Source organism: Trichothermofontia sp. (genome assembly GCF_053493415.1).
Window position 1 is genome coordinate 1 of the sequence record NZ_JBRCAD010000228.1, and the last position, 19,471, is coordinate 19,471.

At 54.1% G+C, this 19,471-nt stretch carries 11 protein-coding genes; 4 read left to right on the plus strand and 7 right to left on the minus strand.

Annotation, left to right across the window (positions count from 1 at the left end):
* The 6 genes from ACWIUF_RS20020 to ACWIUF_RS20045 form a co-directional block, all read right to left on the minus strand.
* Positions 1–2,517 (minus strand): CHASE2 domain-containing protein (locus tag ACWIUF_RS20020; protein ID WP_448574300.1); only part of this gene is annotated, 2,517 nt, incomplete at its 3' end.
* 408 nt (positions 2,518–2,925) lie between these two features.
* The gene (locus ACWIUF_RS20025; protein ID WP_448574301.1) at positions 2,926–5,571 is read right to left on the minus strand and encodes a CHAT domain-containing protein; all 2,646 of its coding nucleotides are present in this window, start codon (positions 5,569–5,571) and stop codon (positions 2,926–2,928) included.
* Positions 5,572–5,590: 19 nt separating this feature from the next.
* Complete coding sequence (locus ACWIUF_RS20030; protein ID WP_448574302.1) at positions 5,591–6,955, minus strand: hypothetical protein; 1,365 nt, start codon at positions 6,953–6,955, stop codon at positions 5,591–5,593.
* The gene (locus tag ACWIUF_RS20035) at positions 6,934–8,415 is read right to left on the minus strand and encodes a filamentous hemagglutinin N-terminal domain-containing protein (protein WP_448574303.1); all 1,482 of its coding nucleotides are present in this window, start codon (positions 8,413–8,415) and stop codon (positions 6,934–6,936) included. Before ACWIUF_RS20035 ends, ACWIUF_RS20030 begins: the two co-directional genes overlap by 22 nt.
* 179 nt (positions 8,416–8,594) lie before the next feature.
* Positions 8,595–9,983 (minus strand): UDP-glucose dehydrogenase family protein, encoded by a 1,389-nt coding sequence (locus tag ACWIUF_RS20040; protein ID WP_448574304.1) that lies wholly within the window; start codon positions 9,981–9,983, stop codon positions 8,595–8,597.
* Positions 9,984–9,987: 4 nt separating this feature from the next.
* The gene (locus tag ACWIUF_RS20045; RefSeq protein WP_448574305.1) at positions 9,988–10,926 is read right to left on the minus strand and encodes a UDP-glucuronic acid decarboxylase family protein; all 939 of its coding nucleotides are present in this window, start codon (positions 10,924–10,926) and stop codon (positions 9,988–9,990) included.
* Between the two features lie 239 nt (positions 10,927–11,165).
* Here ACWIUF_RS20045 and ACWIUF_RS20050 point away from each other — a divergent pair, with 239 nt between their 5' ends.
* From ACWIUF_RS20050 to ACWIUF_RS20065, 4 genes are all read left to right on the plus strand, one after another.
* A complete protein-coding gene (locus tag ACWIUF_RS20050; protein ID WP_448574306.1) occupies positions 11,166–11,837 on the plus strand; it encodes an ABC transporter ATP-binding protein in 672 nt (223 codons plus the stop codon).
* A gap of 10 nt (positions 11,838–11,847) precedes the next feature.
* The gene (locus tag ACWIUF_RS20055) at positions 11,848–15,846 is read left to right on the plus strand and encodes a hydantoinase B/oxoprolinase family protein (RefSeq protein ID WP_448574307.1); all 3,999 of its coding nucleotides are present in this window, start codon (positions 11,848–11,850) and stop codon (positions 15,844–15,846) included.
* Between the two features lie 56 nt (positions 15,847–15,902).
* A complete protein-coding gene (locus ACWIUF_RS20060) occupies positions 15,903–16,379 on the plus strand; it encodes a hypothetical protein (protein ID WP_448574308.1) in 477 nt (158 codons plus the stop codon).
* Between the two features lie 110 nt (positions 16,380–16,489).
* Complete coding sequence (locus ACWIUF_RS20065; RefSeq protein WP_448574309.1) at positions 16,490–17,563, plus strand: CAP domain-containing protein; 1,074 nt, start codon at positions 16,490–16,492, stop codon at positions 17,561–17,563.
* Positions 17,564–17,671: 108 nt separating this feature from the next.
* On the opposite strand, the gene ACWIUF_RS20070 is transcribed toward ACWIUF_RS20065, so the two are convergent.
* Positions 17,672–19,216, minus strand: a complete 1,545-nt coding sequence (locus ACWIUF_RS20070; protein WP_448574310.1) for a DEAD/DEAH box helicase — start codon at positions 19,214–19,216, stop codon at positions 17,672–17,674.
* Positions 19,217–19,471 lie beyond the last annotated feature (255 nt).

The window sequence follows — 19,471 nt, forward strand, 5'->3', positions numbered from 1 at the left end:
CAACAGGATCGTACTGCGGTCCTCTGGGTCTGTTTCTAGATCTGGCGGGGCGGCCTTGGGCAAGAAGGCTGTGTGGGCTGACCAGGCAACCAGTTCGCGATCGCTGAGAGACTGGGGGTCATTGAGGGTTGCTGCCCCTGACGCTAGGACAGCACCCTCCAGCGGGGGGGCAACTTGCGTCTCGGCGGTGGCGGCGGATGGGGCGTTGAGGACGGGTTGCAGTTCAGGCGGGAGTTGCTCTAGGGCTTGCAGGACAGCTTGGGCCGATGCATAGCGTTGGGTATAGTCGTGGTGCACCATCTGATCTAACAGGGTCACAAGGGCCGGGGGAACCTGGGGGGCAAAGGCGTGCCAATTAAGCACCCCGGTGGTGGGGTCCTGCTCAAAACTCCGGGGGGGCAGACCCGTCAGGGCCTCGATCGCGATCATCCCCAGGGCATAGACATCGCTGTTGAAATGGGGGCGTCCCGCCGACTGCTCGCTGGGCATATAACCGGGTGTCCCCACGGCGATCGTAAATTTAGTATTGGGGTCCATATCCGCGATTTGGGTAGACAATTTCTTGGCAATACCAAAATCAATGATCACGAGCCGCTGGTCCGACTGGCGACGAATGATGTTGGCGGGTTTGAGATCCCGGTGAATGACACCCTGGTTATGGATAAAGGCCAGCACGGGCAGCAGATCCGCTAGCAGTTGGACCACCCGCACTGGCGACAATCGCCGTTCAATCAGGAACTCACTAGCCAGGGAACAGCCGTCAATTAACTCCTGCACGATATAAAATTCCTGCCCTTCTTCAAAAAAAGCCAGCAATTCAGGAATTTGGGGGTGTCGCCCTAAACGTTCTAGGGAATCGGCTTCCGTCCGAAACAGTCGCCGTGCCAGGTGCAGGACGTTCGGATTATCCGTAACAACCTTCAGTTGCTTCACCACACACTGGGGCTGGCCCGGTCGCTGGGTATCTTCAGCCACATAGGTTTCGCCAAACCCGCCGGACCCCAAGACGCGCACAATTTTATAGCGATTGCTCAGGAAGGTTCCGGCCAAGGCTTGTTGACGCGCCTGGAGCAGATCCTTGAGATCATCCTGCTGGCTGATAATTTCCTGGACGATCGGCGAGGTGACGTAGTGTTTGAGGGTATCCCGCAACTGCCGTTTCTTGCGTTGTTCCTGGACGGTGCCAATCACCAATTGCGCTAATCCGCCCAGCACAATCGTCATAGCAGGCAGGGCAACGGGCAGGATCAGCGCCCCCTGCACAAAGGTTACATAACCCAGAGCCACCCACCCACTGCCCAGACCGATGGCAATCCCCAACCGCCCCAACAACGATCGTGGACGGGTTAGCACCCAGGCGGCTCCTGCCGTGATGAGTAAGACGGCCAAGCCGCGCAGGGGAGCCGGGGGGATGGCTGCCGCGATCGTCCGACCTTGCATGAGGGTCGCGATCGCCGTGGCGTTGATCACAATCCCTGGCATTCTTTCGGGGTATAGCCAGCTATTGGCAAAGGGGGTGGGATGGAAATCCTGGTGGGCGATCGCGGTCGATCCGACTAGCACAATCTTGTCTCGGAAATAGGCCCCTGACTGAAACCGGGTTGCCCAGTTATTAGCATCCAACACATCCAGGAAGGGCACCTGATCAAACACGGGGGCGGGACCATAGAAAAAGAGGTTACTCCCGGCGGGCGTTGGGTAGGACAGTTGGGCTACCTGGAGCGTTGCCTCAGCAAAGGTGGGCACCCCCCCAGCGACGCCTTGCAAGGCTAAGGCTTCACGGGGGGGAAGGCGGCGAAGTTGCTCATTAACGAATTGGCTACCCAGTTGATGAATGCGGCCATTGGCTTCAATCAGGTAGTTAATCGTGCCCATCAGGGCGTGATCTTCAAACAGGGGGAGGGGGGCCAACAGCCGATCAATGCGACCAGCGCTACCAGGAAGATTTTCCTGGCCCACGTATTGGGCCGCCAGCACAACCCGTTCACCTTCCCGCTCGAGGACTGCCGCTAGGGCCTGATCGTCCTCCGGGCCATAGAGACTAGGGGTGGTGAATAGTAAGTCTAGGGAGACCGATCGCGCCCCGGCCTGAAGTAGGCGATCGATGACAAGGGCGTAGACTTCTCGTCGCCAGGGCCAGGTTTGGATCAGGGGTAAGTAGGGATACCGGTCTACTTCCTGTTGATACTCGCGTCCCAGGGTCAACGCATTATCATCGATCGTCAGGATGACAATATCAGCGGGCGTCGGCACCGGACCCCGCAACTCGAAAAAGAGAGCCTGGGTTTCTCGCTCCAGTTTTTGGACCAGGGGGATATCCAAACCAGTAGCTAGGGCAGCTAGCAGCACAACCGTACCCGTTACCCAGTTACCCCAACGTCGTCCTTTGAGGAGGTGTTGAATCCGGGTGATCGCCGTTGCCGGGTGGGTAGGGCGTTCCTGGGAGGTGGCTTCTCGTTCAGTGGGCAGACGATGCTCAGCCGCAGTACCAGCGGCTGAGCCGGGTAAGGGCGACATGGGTGAGGGGTCCTGCTTCATTTCTGGCATAACCTCACAGAAGGAACAGGCGCAGCAGAGTGCTGGGGGGGAATGGACTGTCTAGATGGCAGGCAGGATGCCTAACCCACAAGGCCGGCTTGACTGTCATGAGCTTGTGGAATAGCCGTCTCGGCTGTCTAGATGGCAGGCAGGATGCCTACCCCATAACTGTTTTTCGTCCGCCTAGCGTCTCCGCAGGAGAATCTACTGACTCTGGCACATGCTCCCCAAGCGATGGGTAATGCTGGCCATTTGGCAAACCTTACCCACGGATGCAGCATTTTACTTAGCTTAAATCAGCGGTGAATCTGACCACTGTACGGCTCTATCATAACGCGCCCCTTTCCCAACCCACACCACAATGACAAGGGGCATGAGGCGTACTGTCTATACCCAACTGCCAATCAGGATAAAGGCTGCCCAGTAGTAGGGATTTTGGTATGCCGGGTACCAATCGGGATCATGATCGGGGTTATGTAATAGGGCGAGTTGCGCTTCACGGAGGGCAGCCGCTCGGCTTTTACCCAGGGTGAGCGATCGATAGAATTGTTTCATGAATAGGGCTGTGGACTGATCGTTTACCTGCCACAGGCTAGCGAGGGTACTCCGTGCCCCTGCGCGAATGGCAACGCCCGCTAACCCTAAATCGCCCCGGCGATCGCCCTTGGCCGTTTCGCAGGCACTCAGGACGAGCAGTTCTAGGTTGGTGGGATGCCGTTGGGTTCTTTCCCACAGGAGGCGATCGAGATCCTCTAGGGAGAGGGCTTGGTCATAGGCCCAAATGCGGGTCTCAGCAGGGTCAGAACTGAATTGCCCGTGGGTGGCCAAGTGCAGAATGGTGATCGGGGCATGTTGCAAACGATCCTGGAGGGCTTGAACTGTAAATTGCTGATTGAGCAGAATGGTATGGGTTTTAACAAAGGCTTTGATGCCCTGAATTTCGGTGGTAATGTTCTCTAGCGGATCAAGGCCCGCACGGGTAAAACTCTCCCCCACACTAACGCCGGATAGCAATGCCTGGTCCCGTTTAGGATTGAGGGGGACTAGGGGGCGAATATATGAGCCGGGCACGTAGGCAATACTGTAGTCTTCGATGAGATAGCGATCGTTTTCATCCTGAAGTAAAGCCAGGGGAATACCTTGCAGATCACCGTCAATCACAAAGAGCAGGTTGCCGGAGGCGGGTAGTGCAGGACGGATCGGCTGAATAAGAGCGGCATAGAATTGATGAAGGGCCTGCTGCAAGCGATCGCTAAAGTTATTTTCATCAATCTTGGCAGCACCCAAATGATTTTGGATAAGATTAAAATTAGACTCGACTTCCTGCCAATCTATGATCTTAGCGATTAGCTTTTCAGAATATCTTGGTGAATTCACAATTGTCAAAATTTTATGACTACTTTTGAGGTTAATAAGGTAAATAATGACATCATCAGCATGAAGATTATTGCCAAGACGTTTAGTAATTTCCTGCTCTAGAAAACGCTGCTCTCCAGTGCTGTACAGACCACATTTGAGAAAATTTTCTAATTCAACTTGTTGGAATTTACGGTTTATCTGAATAATCGCTTGTAAAGTATCTTGACTGGGCTGATTTTTTCGTTCTAGATACAGTTCAATTAATTCACGATAGATGGGTTCAATGTCGGTTTTGAAGGGAAATAAAAGATCTGAACTGTTATATAAAATTTCTTTGCGAATCTGGTCTAGATCGACGATCGCGGCGGTATAGGCGGCGATCGCGGCATGGTGATCGCCGAATTGATGGTGGATCTGGCCCAGTTGATGTTGGGTGCGAAAGGTCAACTCTGGAGCCTTGAGCCGTTGGGCTAGTTGAATACTTTGTTCTGTATACTGTCTAGCTTGCGGTAGATGGCCCATCACCTGGTACAGGTAGCCTAATTGGCCTAGCGCGATCGCCTGGAGGCGTTGATGGTGTAGATGACGCGCCAGATCCAGGGCAGTGGTCATCAATTGTTGGGCAGTTGCCGGTAGATCGGGGCCTAGCTCTGGTAGCTGGAGTAGGCTTTTGGCCAGATGAAGGCGGGCGTGAATGGCTTCGATTGTGGGTAAATTCGTCCAGGGGTTGGGGGTACTCAGGAGGGTGGTGACGATCGCCCGTTGGCGATCTTGTACCCGGCGGAGTTCTTGCTCAAATTCTGGGTAAAGGCGATGGGATTGTAGCCATTCAGCATATTCAACTAAAAAATCAAGATAATTCACCTGGATCAGCGATCGCAGATTCAGGGCCTCGGCCCCCAGCTCAACCTGGTTGGCTTGTTCATAAAGGTTTGCTATGTTTTGGGCCAAGGTGATAACGGGTTGCAGCTCCAAAATTTGCTTGTGGTTGCGTCGTTCGGCTAGGGCTTGCTGGGCGAGATAGGCGAGTCGTTCAATATTGCCTAAACTCAGGTAATGCCTGACGATCTCGGCTGGATCGCCAAGGGGCTGGGCGATCGCTAAGCCTTGGGTAGCCAACTGCTGAGCAATCTCAACCTCACCTAATTTACGGAGGGCCTCACCTGCAACCCGTAATCCAAGCGCAGTCAGGGGGGAAGGGTCAAGGCGGGCAAGTTCCTGGGCGAGGGCAGTTTGTTCGCGATCGGTCAGACGCTGGCGGTAATCTTGTAACCGACAACGGGCGCTAATACGGGTGAGGGGCAGCACCGACAACACTTCGCTACAGGCTTGGCGATCGTGCCCTAGGGCTAATAGGGCAAGGCTATGGTTAATGCGACTGCCCGCAATCCCTTCCGCGTAGTCGAGGTGTTGGTATAACTGGCGAGCTTGTTGCCAACTGTGGAGGGCGGCTTCGGGCTGACCGCTGTTGAATTGCTCATGGCCTTGAGCCGTTAGGCGGGCAGCCTGTTGGCGTTGGCTTTCGGCGCGACTAGCCTGGGAAAACCAGGTGGGTGAGGATCGTTGGGGCGCAACCGGGGCGGGTTGGCCCACTGCCGCTGCCGCCATCATGAGCAGAATGACCACAATAAGCAGGAAGAGAAAGCGTTGGTAGGCTTTTGTGCGGGTGAACATGGCAGCTAACTCCAATGCTTTAGGTGGGGTGGCTGGTGGGGCAGGGATTGGGGAGGTTCTCGAATGGCTCCTGTGGGTCTATACGCGGGTTGAAGGGACTGGCCCCCACTAACTCAACTTGCCCCCTGGCATTGACTTGCCAATGGGTGACCTCGGTGATAGAGGGAAGGATCATGGCTTGGGGCGGGGGCGCGGGGGCGATCGGGACGACGGGATCGGACCATCCTCCCATGCTGGGCAGGGTTCCCCCAACGTCTGGTGGCAATCCCCCCCAGCCCGTATTGTGGTAGCGAGAGGTGCCCGATCGACACCCCTCTTCAACTGGGGGGAGGTCTTGAAAAGTGGGAAGGGTGGCAAACAATCCTCGGCCAGGATCACGCTCCAGGATAGTTAGCTCAACCTGCCCGTCAAACTCTGGGCCTAGGGCGGAGCTAGCGGTGATATCACTGCGGTCTGTGGACGATCGGCGTGGGGCGGCTCCAAAGATGGCCTGGGCGGCAATGCGCACTCGTCCCCCCGGCCCGCCACGGGAGTTGGCAAAGATATCACTATTTTCCAAAGCGCTGAGCGAAGTGGTTGTAATAAAAATATTGCCCCCTGATGTTTTTTGGGCAGCGTTGGTGGTGATTTGGCTCCCGCGACGCAGTTGGAGATTTTCGCTATAAACCTCAATATTGCCAAACTGACCGGACTGAACTTCTGCCGTTAGTTTTCCGCCCTCTATCAGTTGAACGAGTGGCGCAACAATAATCAAACTTCCCGCATCGCCTGTCCCCTCGTTATTCACACCAATTTCACCCCCATCCTGAACAAGAAGTCGTGGTGTTGTGATGATAATACTGCCCGCATCGCCAGTGGGTGGAACAGGACGATCAGGAGGAATCAGCGCACCGGCTCGAATGGTACTTGAACCTTTCAGTGGGCTACAGTCGCACCGTCCTGTAACTTCAACAGACTCTAATGCTGTAATAATGATGCTCCCCGCATTGCCTGCCCCTCGGCTAAAAGAACTAATATCACCGCCATCTTTCAACACTAAACGATTGGTTGTCACCCTTAATGTTCCGGCATTGCCTTCTGCTAAGGTACTCGAAGATAAGGCGCTAGGTGCTGGTGACGGCACTCCTAGAATCGTGATGGGATTCTTACTGGTGCCAGCGAGATAAACTAAGTCAGCGTTAACGGTAATATCTCCTGAATTTCCCGTACCACGGTAGTTAGCAGTATTAATCTGACTGCCGCCGCTGACGACCAAATCACGGGTGTTAATCGTTAAACTACCCGCATCGCCCTCACTGATCGTTTCTGTTAAAATCGCACTCAGACCGATTGCTAGGGCTAGCCCCCTGATTGTCTCTGATGTCAGTTCAGTCGTGGTACGCAATGATCTGATGTCAGTTCAGTCGTGGTACGCAATGAGATGCTTTCGGCATTGATTTCAATATCTCCCCCGCGACCTTGATCCAGGGTAATGGCTACCATATAGCCACCATTCAGGGACAGGTCTTTCGTCGCGATCGCGATATCCCCGGCTTTACCAAGACCGTCCGTCCCTGTCGCCAAGAAAGCATTTTCGATCTGAATTACCTCGGCGGCATTAATAGTTAGGTTGCCACCTTGACCCGTGCCGTAGGTTGAGGTTAAAATCGCTGCCCCATTATCAAGGGATAGCTTACCCGTTGTAATGGTCAAATTCCCGGAATTTCCGGCTCCTATACTCAGGGTGAGAATGCCATCATCAAATACATCCCCAGTACCCGCCCCCTCTCCAGACGCGATCGCATCCTGGGGTCTGGCTTCCAGTAAGCTCCTAATTCTTTCCAGCAGGTTGCCGCTGCCTAGCAGTTCAATCGTATTGGCCTGGATCGTGATACTGCCAGCATTGCCCGCCCCGATCGTGGATGCCGAAATAAAGGACTTGTCTTCCAGTTTGAGATCGGATGCTTTTATATCAATTCCTACCCCATCCCGATCGTCGATCGTATTGGCCGTAATCGCCGATCGCTCCCGTAAACTTACCTGGTTTCCATATACAGCAATGCGACCACCACCTGGCCCCGTCGTGTCGAGTCGCGCCTGATTTTGCATCACCACATCCCGAAAATCAGACACCGGGGAAAAATCAAGCTGATAGCCTAGGGGCGTCGCTGCTAAACCCACATAACTTTCGCGATCGACTGCCCCCACCTCAAGATTGCCCCCAGCCGCCCAGAGGTTACCCGTCAGCACCACATCTCCCCCCACTAATGCTAACGTTCGTCCCGGCAGCACCTCCAAACCACTGGGGTAGTTAAACACCGGATTAATATTACGGGCCGCATTGGTGATCGTGCCCATCTGCTGTCCAAATTGCAGCCCGATCGGCGTCGAAACCGTCAACAAACTCGGTTGATTCGTCACCTCCGTCCCAAACTCAACCCCATCGGCAAATTTCAGCCCACTGGCCGTAGATGCCAAAAACGATCCCCCCACCTCTAGCCGCGCATTGGGGCCAAACAGGATGCCATTGGGATTCAGTAGGAAAAAATTAGCCGCACTCGCCGATCGCAGCGTTCCCTGAATATTTGAAATCGAATTACCCGTCACGCGACTGATGATATTCTCGACGGGTGATGTTTGGGTAAAGTCCGCGATCGCGCCCTGCGGGATCGAAAAACTTTCAAAACTATGGAAGAGATTTTGACCCGCGATCGTGCCTTCTGTAATCGTGTAGAGATTACCTTGTTGTGAAACGACTGAATTATTGGGTAAGCTAGTATCGGGTTTTATTTGCGCATGACTTGGATTATCGAAAGCGCCTAAAATAACTAACGGCGTGGCGATTAGAGCGTGCCAAAGTTTCATATCAGTAACCTCAAAATTATGAAAGCTGAATTACAGATCATTGAATCAAACTTGAATTGAACCACCAAGGCACAAAGGCCACCAAGAAACACTAAGAGCTTGGTGAAACTTTGTGTTCTTCGTGTCTTTGTGGTTACTTAACCTAGTCATCAGCAGGCAAAATACCTACCCTACGAGTCTTAATGACCAATACCCACATAATAGAAGCCTGCATTTTGCAGCACCTCACGATCGAGGAAATTCCGCCCATCGATCATGACTGGGTTATGCATCAATTGGGCAATTTGAACATAGTCCAGGCTTTGGAATTGCGGCCAATCCGTGACCACCACCAAGGCATCACATCCATCAGCTAGTTGCTCCAAATTCGTTTCCACAATCACATTAGAAATGCCAAACCGTAGGCCCGTTTGCGACACGATCGGATCATAGGCTTTCACCTTGGCCCCCAGTCGATGGAGATGTTCAATCAAATCCAACGACGGCGCATCCCGCATATCATCTGTATCCGGCTTAAAAGTCAAGCCCAACAGACCAATGGTTTTCCCCTTCAGAATTTTCAACACCTGTTGCAGTTTTTCCACCACAATCATGCGCTGGCGTTGATTCGTGCTAACAGCAGCCTTGAGTAGTTGGGTGTCATAGCCATAGTCCTCTGCCGTGTGGATCAGGGCTGCTAAATCCTTAGGAAAACAAGACCCACCCCAACCGATCCCAGCTTGCAAAAATTTGCCGCCAATCCGCGAATCGAGGCCAATGCCCGTAGCCACTTGCACCACATCGGCCCCCACGCGATCGCAGATATTGGCAATCTCATTGATAAAACTAATCTTCGTGGCCAGGAACGAATTTGCCGCATACTTGATCATCTCCGCCGAGTTGAGATCCGTCACCACAACTGGCACTGGATTGGTCAGGTCAAGATACTCAGGCTCCAGTTTCCGATCGATGATCGGTGCATAAAGCTGCTGCATCAGATCCAACGCCCGCTGGCTATTACTCCCCAGCACAATGCGATCGGGATTAAAGGTATCGTAAACCGCCGACCCCTCCCGCAAAAATTCCGGATTACTGACCACGTCAAACTCAGCCGTAATACTCGACTTTGGTGCTGCCCCCTCGCTATTCTTCTTGCCATCCGTGATGCCATCCATAATCAACATGCGCACCCAGTCCCCTGACCCGATCGGCACCGTTGATTTGTTCACAATCACCTTATAGCCCTGTTCACCACCACTCAGACAGTGACCAATTCCACGAGCCACCGCCTCCACATAGCGAGTGTCGCTTTCACCAGTGGGTAAAGCTGGTGTCCCTACCGCGATAAACAGGACTTCTCCGTGCCGAACCCCTGCCGCCAAATCCGTACTAAATGACAGCAGGTTTGCCTCGGTTGACGCCTTCATAATCTCCACCAAACCTGGCTCAAAAATGGGAGATTGTCCCGCTTTTAAGAGCTTAATCTTGTCTTCATTGTTATCAATACAAATGACCTCATGGCCAATATGGGCAAGACAAACACCCGTGACCAAACCAACATAGCCGGTACCAATTACACAAACACGCATAGTTTTAATGTCCCTCTTGATTAATACGTTCACGAAAATCAGCGATCGTTGCTGCTAAGCCTTCTCGTAGCGGCACTTTCGGTTGCCAATCTAAATGGGTGCGGGCACGGGTAATATCAGGCTGACGGCGGCGGGGGTCATCCTGTGGTAACGGTTTATAGACAATTTCTAAATCGGGATTGACCATCTCCCGTACCGTTTCCGCCAATTGCAGAATGGTGTATTCATCCGGATTACCCAAATTGACTGGCCCAACAAAATCACTATTCATCAGGCGAATCAAGCCCTCAACCAGATCAGACACGTAACAAAAGCTTCGTGTTTGTGACCCATTACCATAGACCGTGAGGGGATTCCCGCGTACCGCTTGCGCCACAAAATTGCTCACCACCCGCCCATCGTTTTCCAACATTCGTGCGCCATAGGTATTAAATATTCGCGCCACTCGAATATCAACGCCATTTTGATGATGGTAGTCAAAGGCTAAGGTTTCTGCGACTCGCTTGCCTTCGTCATAGCACGATCGAATCCCGATCGGGTTGACATTTCCCCAATATTCCTCCGGCTGGGGATGAACATTGGGATCACCATAAATCTCCGAAGTTGATGCCAACAAAAAACGAGCACCAATCCGTTTGGCTAACCCCAACATATAGAGTGTACCCATCACATTGGTTTTGATGGTTTTCACTGGATTATGCTGGTAGTGAACCGGGGAAGCAGGACAAGCCAGATGATAGATCTGATCCACTTCTAAACGAATGGGTTCAGTAATATCATGGCGAATGAGTTCAAAATACGGATGATCCAGCCATTTCAAAATATTGCGTTTATGCCCCGTATAAAAATTGTCTAAACACAAGACTTCGTGTCCTTGATCCATCAAACGATCGATCAAATGCGAACCGATGAATCCTGCACCCCCTGTGACCAGAATTCTCATGGTGACTATCTCAATATGGATATTGACAAAACACCCCTAGCGTAACATGGGGGTTCGTCGTTGCGACTGTCTGAACACGAAGGCATCCTGAAATCCGGCTTGAAATTTAAGCGGGGCTTCCCGATGGTCACTCGAAACAGTTGGGTACAATAGGATACTGGTGCTTAGCATCACAGGCATACTTTATCTGCTGTGGGCAGTGCTTCCTCTCGTCTTTAGCCTATCGTCATGCGCGTTTAATGCTCTATCTCAAAAACGTCAGCTATCATCCCCCCGCCACGGCGACCCCGATCCTGCGATCAATCACGCTGGAATTTGCCCCCCAACAATTGGGATTGATCATCGGCCCCAGTGGCTCAGGCAAGAGTACGCTTCTGGAGATCCTGGCCGGGTTAGCGGAATGCACGGCAGGCGAGATTTACTGGCGTGATCAGGAACTCACCTCCCTACACCTGCAACAACTGGGCGGGCTGGTCTTTCAGTTTCCGGAACGGCACTTTTGCGGCAATAGCATCCTAGAGGAATTGCGCCTCGGACATCCCGGCTTGCGTATGGATCAAATCACCGAAGCCCTCACGGAAGTCGGGTTAGAACAACTCCCCCTAGCCACGGCTCCCCAATCCCTGAGCGGCGGCCAACAACGACGGCTAGCTCTAGCAGTACAACTGATTCGCCAACCCCACCTGCTGCTCTTGGACGAACCGACTGCCGGATTAGACTGGTCCATGCGGCGACAATTGGTGACCCTGTTGGCAAAACTCAAGCAGCACTGGAGTTTATTGGTCGTTACCCATGAAACGGGAGACTTACTAGAGATCGCCGATCGCTGCTGGACCCTGAACCACGGCCAACTTTTCGAGGCTGATCCCAAGCAAATGGCCGCCGATCGCCAACCCCTGCTGATTCCCTAGGCCCCTCACCATGACACGCTGGCAATTTTGGATCGATCGCGGCGGCACCTTCACCGATATCGTCGCCCAACGCCCCGATGGTCACCTGATCATCCATAAGCTGCTGTCGGAAAATCCCGATCGCTACCGGGATGCGGCGATCCAGGGTATTCGTGACCTGTTGGGGGTGCCTGCCGATGCGCCCCTACCCGCGCACCAGATTGGTGTCGTCAAAATGGGGACAACGGTGGCGACCAATGCCTTGCTGGAACGGAAGGGCGATCGCACGTTGTTGCTGATTACCCAGGGGTTTCGCGACGCTTTGCGCATTGGCTACCAGAATCGGCCTGATATTTTTGCGCGGGAAATTATCTTGCCGGAAATGCTCTATGAGCAGGTGATCGAAGTCCCGGAGCGGGTGAGTGCCCAGGGTGAGGTGTTGGTGCCCTTGCAACGGGAGACCCTGTTGCCCGCCCTGCAAGCTGCCTACGATCGCGGTATTCGGGCCTGCGCGATCGTCCTGATGCATGGCTACCGCTATCCTGACCATGAGCGTCAACTAGGGAAACTCGCCCGCCACATTGGTTTTACGCAGGTTTCCCTTTCTCACGAAGTTAGCCCCTTGATGAAGCTGGTCAGCCGGGGCGATACGACGGTGGTCGATGCCTACCTGTCACCGATTTTGCGCCGCTATGTCGATCAGGTGGCCAGCGAGTTAAACGGCCATCCCGACATGCCTGTGGAGCAGCGTCCCCTGCTGATGTTTATGCAGTCGAATGGTGGCTTGACCGATGCCCGCTTGTTCCAGGGGAAGGATAGTATCCTATCGGGTCCGGCGGGGGGTGTGGTGGGTGCGGTGCAAACGAGCGCGATCGCCGGGTTCACGAAAATCATCGGCTTTGATATGGGCGGCACCTCCACCGATGTTTGCCACTATGCCGGGGAATACGAGCGGCGGTTTGAGACGGAAGTGGCGGGGGTACGGCTGCGATCGCCAATGATGGCCATTCATACGGTGGCGGCGGGGGGCGGCTCGATTTTGGCCTTTGATGGTGCCCGCTATCGGGTGGGGCCAGCGTCGGCGGGGGCGAATCCGGGACCAGCGTGTTACCGGCGGGGCGGACCGTTAACGGTGACCGATGCCAATGTCATGGTTGGCAAGATCCAACCGGCCTTTTTTCCCCAGGTATTTGGTCCCAATGGCGACCTACCCCTAGATGCTGAGGTGGTGCGCCAAAAATTTCAAGCCTTGAGCGAAACGATTCGGCAAGCCACCGGGGACCCACGATCGCCGGAGCAGGTCGCAGCGGGATTCCTGGCGATCGCGGTGGAGAAAATGGCCAATGCGATCAAAAAAATCTCGATCCAGCGGGGGTATGACGTATCGGAGTACACCCTGTGCTGTTTTGGCGGGGCCGGTGCCCAACACGCCTGTCAGATCGCAACGCTGCTGGGCATGAAGCAGATTTTTCTCCATCCCTATGCGGGGGTTCTCTCGGCCTATGGCATGGGGTTAGCGGATTTACGCACCCTGCGACAACGGGCGATCGAGCGTCCCCTGACCCCCGATGTAATCCCCGACCTCGCGTCAATCCTGGATGAACTCGCCGCTGCTGGGAAAGCCGAAATTCAGCAGCAGGGCGTAAGTGCAACCCAGATACAGGTGTTACCCAAGGTCCTCCTGCGCTATGAGGGCACCGATGCACCCCTCCTGGTCAATTTTGGTAAAGCAACCCAGATGCGCCAGGATTTTGAGCAGGTCCACCAGCAGCGCTATGGGTTTAGCCAACCCCACAAGACCCTAGTGGTGGAAAGCCTATCGGTAGAAGTAGTCGGTCAAATGCCGATTCCGGCGGAAAGGGCGCGATCGGACACCCGCACCTCCCCCTTGCAACCCACCACCACCGTCCCCATCTACACAGCGGGCCGTTGGCATGACACCCCGGTTTATTTACGGGCCAATCTGGTTCCCGGCGATCGCCTGATCGGTCCTGCCCTCATCATGGAATCCACCAGCACGATCGTCGTTGAACCCGGTTGGCAGGCCGAATTAACCCCCCGCAATCATTTGATTTTGACCGTTATCCCCGATCGTAGGGGCGGGTTTGCTGACAATCTCGCGGGCCAACCAACCCGATCTGTGAACCCGCCCATCGTGGAACCTAGGGACAACCAGAGGGTGGGTTTATTGGGTTTATCGATCGATCGCCCAGACGTGGGTGAACCCGCCCCTACAGAAAACATGGTCCCTCGTAGGGGCGGGTTGGCCGAAAACATTGCGGGGCAATCCCAAATCCCCGTGAACCCGCCCATCATGGAACCCAGGGACAACCAGGGGGCGGGTTTATTGGGTTTATCGATCGATCGCCCAGAGGTGGGTGATACAGAAAACATGGTCCCTCGTAGGGGCGGGTTGGCCGAAAATATCGCGGGGCAATCCCAAATCCCCGTGAACCCGCCCAACCAAGACCCAAATGATCTGACAACCGGACCCGATCCGGTCATGTTGGAAATTTTTAATCATTTGCTGCGATCGATCGCCGAAGAAATGGGGGTAACCCTACAAAACACCAGCTATTCCGTCAATATCAAAGAACGTCTCGACTTTTCCTGTGCCATTTTCGACACCGAGGGCCAATTAGTCGCAAATGCGCCCCATATCCCCGTCCATTTAGGCTCCATGAGCGAAAGTGTGCAAGCCCTAATGGCAGCGAAGGGAGATAGTCTTAAACCAGGGGATGTTTATGTGTCCAACAATCCCTACAATGGCGGCACCCATTTACCGGATATCACGGTCATAACACCCGTATTCTTGGCCAATTCCGAGATTGATCAGCCCCTGTTTTACGTCGCCTCACGGGGACACCATGCCGATATTGGTGGGATTACCCCCGGTTCGATGCCCCCCCACAGTCGCACGGTTGAAGAAGAGGGCGTCTTACTCGATAATTTTAAGCTCGTCGATCGCGGCCAATTCCAAGAAGCGGCTTTACTAGAAATCCTCACAACCGGTCCCTATCCCGTGCGAAATCCGGTGCAAAATATCGCTGATTTGCAAGCCCAAATTGCGGCTAATGAACGCGGTGTCCAAGCCTTGCGAAAACTAGTCGATCACTATGGCCTAGCCACTGTCCAAACCTATATGGCCCATGTTCAGAATAATGCCGAAGCCTCGGTACGACGGGTGATTGAGGTGCTTAAGGAGGGCCATTTTACCTATCAACTGGACGATGGTAGTCAGATCTGTGTCACGGTACGCATCGATCGCGCCAAACGGGAGGCCACGATCGACTTCACAGGCACTTCTCCCCAACAAGCCAGTAACTTCAATGCCCCCGCAGCGGTATGCAAAGCGGCTGTCCTCTACGTGTTCCGAACCCTGGTGGATGATGATATCCCGCTGAATGCCGGTTGCCTCAAACCCTTACACATTCATATTCCCGCTGGGTGTCTGCTCAATCCCCACTATCCCGCTGCCGTGGTGGCCGGTAATGTCGAAACTTCGCAAGCGATTACCAATGCCCTCTATGGTGCCCTGGGGGTGATGGCAGCCTCGCAAGGGACGATGAATAATTTTACCTTTGGCAACGATCGCTATCAATACTACGAAACCATCTGCGGCGGCTCCGGGGCTGGTCCCGGCTTCAATGGCACCGATGCCGTCCATACCCACATGACCAATTCTCGTTTGACTGATCCGGAGGTTCTGGAATGGCGATTCCCAGTTGTCTTAGAAACCTTTGCGATTCGGCCCAACAGTGGCGGAGTCGGTCAGTTCCAGGGGGGCAATGGCGTGGTGCGACGGGTGCGCTTCCGGGAGGCGATGACGGCCAGTATTTTGTCCAGCCATCGGCGGGTAGCGCCCTTTGGCCTGGCTGGCGGGAACCCAGGAGCCGTGGGCCGCAATTGGGTAGAACGGGGCCAGGGGACGGTTGAAACGCTGGCTCATACTGCAACCGTCACCATGCAGCCGGGGGATGTGTTTGTGATTGAAACCCCTGGCGGTGGTGGATTTGGCAGTTCTGCATAATTAGGGGCAGTTCAGGCTGATAGATCGGTGAAGGGTACCAAACACGGGTTGTGACCATGTTTTCTACCACGTCCCATCTATCCCCAGCCGATCGCCGTTTCCTCGCCCAGTTGCAGCAACTTGACCTCCAACCGATCGCGGACAAACTCACAACGCCCGCAGGGATGGCTTCACCCATCGCAGCGCAGCCAATGCAACATAAGCTCATGGCCTACTTGCAATTTTTATTTCTGATGTATCGCTATCCCAAGCTGACCCTCGTTCCTCCCAAGGCGATCGTTCCCGTCTGGCAAGCCCATATCCTAGACACCCGCAAGTATTACCAGGATTGTCAGCGGTTGTTTGGCTGTCTCGATCTCGCCCACCATCAAGCCTGTTTGCTGCCTCTGTCTAGCACCGATCAGCAGCAACTCATGCACGACTTTGCGACCACCTGTGCCTTATTTGAAAAGCATTTTGATACCAATGTATTCACTGTATTAACTTTAGATCAGCCCGGAACCTGTCTACGTCCAAGCTACCAGGCATCCTGATTGCAGGATTAGAATAACACGCAGATCCTAATTCGTGTGATAGTTTTGCCTGCATTCCGGGCATCCTATTTTTGTGACCCTTCATATCTAGCTATCTGGAGGAAAGCCCCATGTCGATCGCCTTTATCCAGCAAGTTATCGCCCTAACAAACCAGGAACGGGCCAAGCTGGGCTTGCGTCCCCTTGTTCCAGACTCACGCCTGATCAACGCTGCCCAAGCCCACAGTGAAGATATGGCCTTGAATGATTATTTCAGTCACACCGGTTTAAACGGATCAGATCCAGATAGTCGGGCGGCGGCTTTTGGTTTTCCTAGGGGAGTTGGTGAAAATATTGGGGGAGGTTATGTATCGCCAGCAGATGTCGTCGCTGGCTGGATGGATAGTCCTGGACATCGAGCTAATATTCTCAATCCTAATTACCAAAGCATTGGGGTTGGCTATTTTTTCCTGGCGAACGATACGGGTAGTGAGAACAACAACCATTATTGGGTACAAAAATTTGGTCTAGCACCGGGTAATAATGTGATCCCTAACCTGGGTGATGGCGGTATCAATGATCCGGGGGCTGGCGATCCAGGTTCCGGTAATACCAGTGGAAATATTGTGGGAACCGAGGGAAACGATCGCCTCACGGGCAGCAATGGCAACGATACCCTAGCCGGACGAGGCGGTAATGATTTCCTGCACGGTCGGCAAGGCGATGATCAATTGGTGGGTGAAGCTGGCGATGATACGCTGCGGGGCGGGAAGGGGAGCGATCGCGTTGATGGCGGCGATGGTAACGATGCGGTCTATGGCGATCGCGACAATGATACGGTCAGCGGTGGCAATGGGGATGATATCCTCTACGGCGGTAAAGACAATGATTCGCTGTTGGGGGAAGGGGGAAATGATATTTTAGCAGGCGATTTAGGCCGAGATACCCTGATTGGGGGACCAGGCATTGATATTTATGTCTTGGGAAGTGATACCTTTGACATTGTTGTCTATGATGACTTAGAAGACTTTATCAAGCTTCCTAGTGGCCTCATCTTTGCTAATTTGGCCATTAGTCAAGGGTTGGATCAATATGTTCAAGATGGGCAAATTGAGACCTTGCTGACAAATCGCAATACGGGGCAACTGTTAGCAGTTTTGCCCGGTGTTGACGCTAGCTTAATTGGACCTGAAGATTTTATTTGAGTATTTCATCCCTGGAAGCACCTCGAAAATATAAATTTTGCGCTCAATAAATTTTGCGCTCATCAGCAATTTCATCTCCTCTTGGGGGAGTTTAACTGTCCCCATCCCCTATGAATCGGGGTGCCCTTTTGGGTTTTTCTGATTGGCTTCCCCATCCGCCCAACTGGCTCCCGGCTCAGCCGCACGGGGTTGACGGCTGGGGCGCGGCATTGGGTAAGGCGTCGTGGGTAAAAGATTTAACTGAGTGGCGCGATCGCGCGTTTGCGGGTCCGCCTCTCCCACTTGGGTTCCCTGGCGACGACGATCGGAGGTACGTTCCTCGATCGTATCCGCCGCAACCACTTCATACAGAATCGCCTGTTTATTGACTTGCGTTCCCTTGCGTAACACCCGCCCCAACCGTTGGACAAATTGCCGCGTGGAACCACTGCCTGCGAGGAAAATGGCAATCCGCACATCGGGCACATCAACACCTTCATCCAGCACATTGGCGACAACCAGGGTTTTGTAAATCCCCTGCTTAAAGCGATCGAGAATATCGTGACGTTCCTTGACCGGGGTTTGATGGGTGATGGCGGGAATCAGGAAATCCTGGGAAATGCGGTAAACGGTAGCGTTATCATTGGTAAAAATTAATACCTGTTCGGGATAGTGTTGGTTGAGTAAATCGGTGAGGACGCGGATCTTGCCATCGGTCCCTAGGGCGATCGCCCGCGCCTCGTGGTGGGCCAACATAGCCTTGCGACCCGCTGCTGAAGTCGCACTCACCTGGACAAACCGTTGCCACCCCTCCAGACTACCCAACCGAATCTTGCTTTGGCTGAGAAAAGCATTGCGTTCCTGGATCAGGGCCTCGTAGCGTTGGCGCTCCCACTGGGACAGGTTCACCTTAATCTGGACCACATCATGGTGGGCGAGGGCCTGTCCTGCTAGGTCTTCCGGTGCTTTGCGGTACACGGTTGGCCCAATCAGGCGATCGAGATCGGTGTGGCGACCATCGGCCCGTTCGGGGGTGGCGGTTAATCCAAGGCGGTAGGGCGCGATCGCATATTCGGCAATCACCCGATTAAAGTCGCTGGGCAGGTGGTGACATTCGTCAAAAATCAAGAGGGCATACCGATTGCCCAGGGTTTCCGCATGAATCGCTGCACTGTCATAGGTCGCTACCAAAATGGGACTGCGATCGCGGGCGCCACCGCCCAAGAGACCAATCTCGGCATCGGGGAACGCCGCCAGCAAGTGGGCATACCACTGGTGCAGCAAATCCAGGGTGGGTACCACAATCAGGGTATGGCGCAGTGTGGCCTGCATGGCTAACTGGGCCAGGTAGGTTTTTCCCGCTGCGGTGGGGAGAACAACGACGCCCTGCCGTCCCGCCTGCTGCCAAGCGGCAAGGGCTGCCTGCTGATGGGGATAGGGGGGCATTTCTAAACAGGGGGTGAGCGTCAGAGGTGCAAAGGCTTTTGCCCGATCGGTAAAAACGGTCCCTTCTGCTTGTAGGCTCTCGACCAGGGGCCGATATTGGTTTGCAGGAATCCGAAACCGTTCTACGCGATCGTCCCAAACCGCATACTCAATCCAGGCTTTCCCCCGTGGTGGTGGGTGCAGGATCAGGGTGCCGCGATCGAAGGAAAGCGTAGGCGTGCGGGGCATGGAAAATGAGCTGCGGCAGCAAGTGGTAGATAATAATTCTACTGCACTCACCTGACGGCACAGTCAGACGAAGGAGGGTCATGATCCGTCTGCCAGCATTGTCACTAGCGACCCCTGTTTTCATCAAGTGCCCGTCGCCCTATCCACGGATTGGGCACAGCCTCATTGCGATCGGCCTGAGTGTCCTGCTAGGTGCCTGCGGGATCTCATTTCAGATAGAGCCGCCTCCCCCGTCCCCAGCCAATCCCCTCACCC

What these genes read in the sequence shown, in the direction of transcription:
- ACWIUF_RS20065 (WP_448574309.1), top strand. Translation starts at nt 16,490, where the DNA reads ATGTCGATCGCCTTTATCCAGCAAGTTATCGCCCTAACAAACCAGGAA.
- ACWIUF_RS20025 (WP_448574301.1), bottom strand. Translation starts at nt 5,571, where the DNA reads ATGTTCACCCGCACAAAAGCCTACCAACGCTTTCTCTTCCTGCTTATT.
- ACWIUF_RS20060 (WP_448574308.1), top strand. Translation starts at nt 15,903, where the DNA reads ATGTTTTCTACCACGTCCCATCTATCCCCAGCCGATCGCCGTTTCCTC.
- ACWIUF_RS20055 (WP_448574307.1), top strand. Translation starts at nt 11,848, where the DNA reads ATGACACGCTGGCAATTTTGGATCGATCGCGGCGGCACCTTCACCGAT.
- ACWIUF_RS20040 (WP_448574304.1), bottom strand. Translation starts at nt 9,983, where the DNA reads ATGCGTGTTTGTGTAATTGGTACCGGCTATGTTGGTTTGGTCACGGGT.
- ACWIUF_RS20070 (WP_448574310.1), bottom strand. Translation starts at nt 19,216, where the DNA reads ATGCCCCGCACGCCTACGCTTTCCTTCGATCGCGGCACCCTGATCCTG.
- ACWIUF_RS20050 (WP_448574306.1), top strand. Translation starts at nt 11,166, where the DNA reads ATGCTCTATCTCAAAAACGTCAGCTATCATCCCCCCGCCACGGCGACC.
- ACWIUF_RS20045 (WP_448574305.1), bottom strand. Translation starts at nt 10,926, where the DNA reads ATGAGAATTCTGGTCACAGGGGGTGCAGGATTCATCGGTTCGCATTTG.
- ACWIUF_RS20035 (WP_448574303.1), bottom strand. Translation starts at nt 8,415, where the DNA reads ATGAAACTTTGGCACGCTCTAATCGCCACGCCGTTAGTTATTTTAGGC.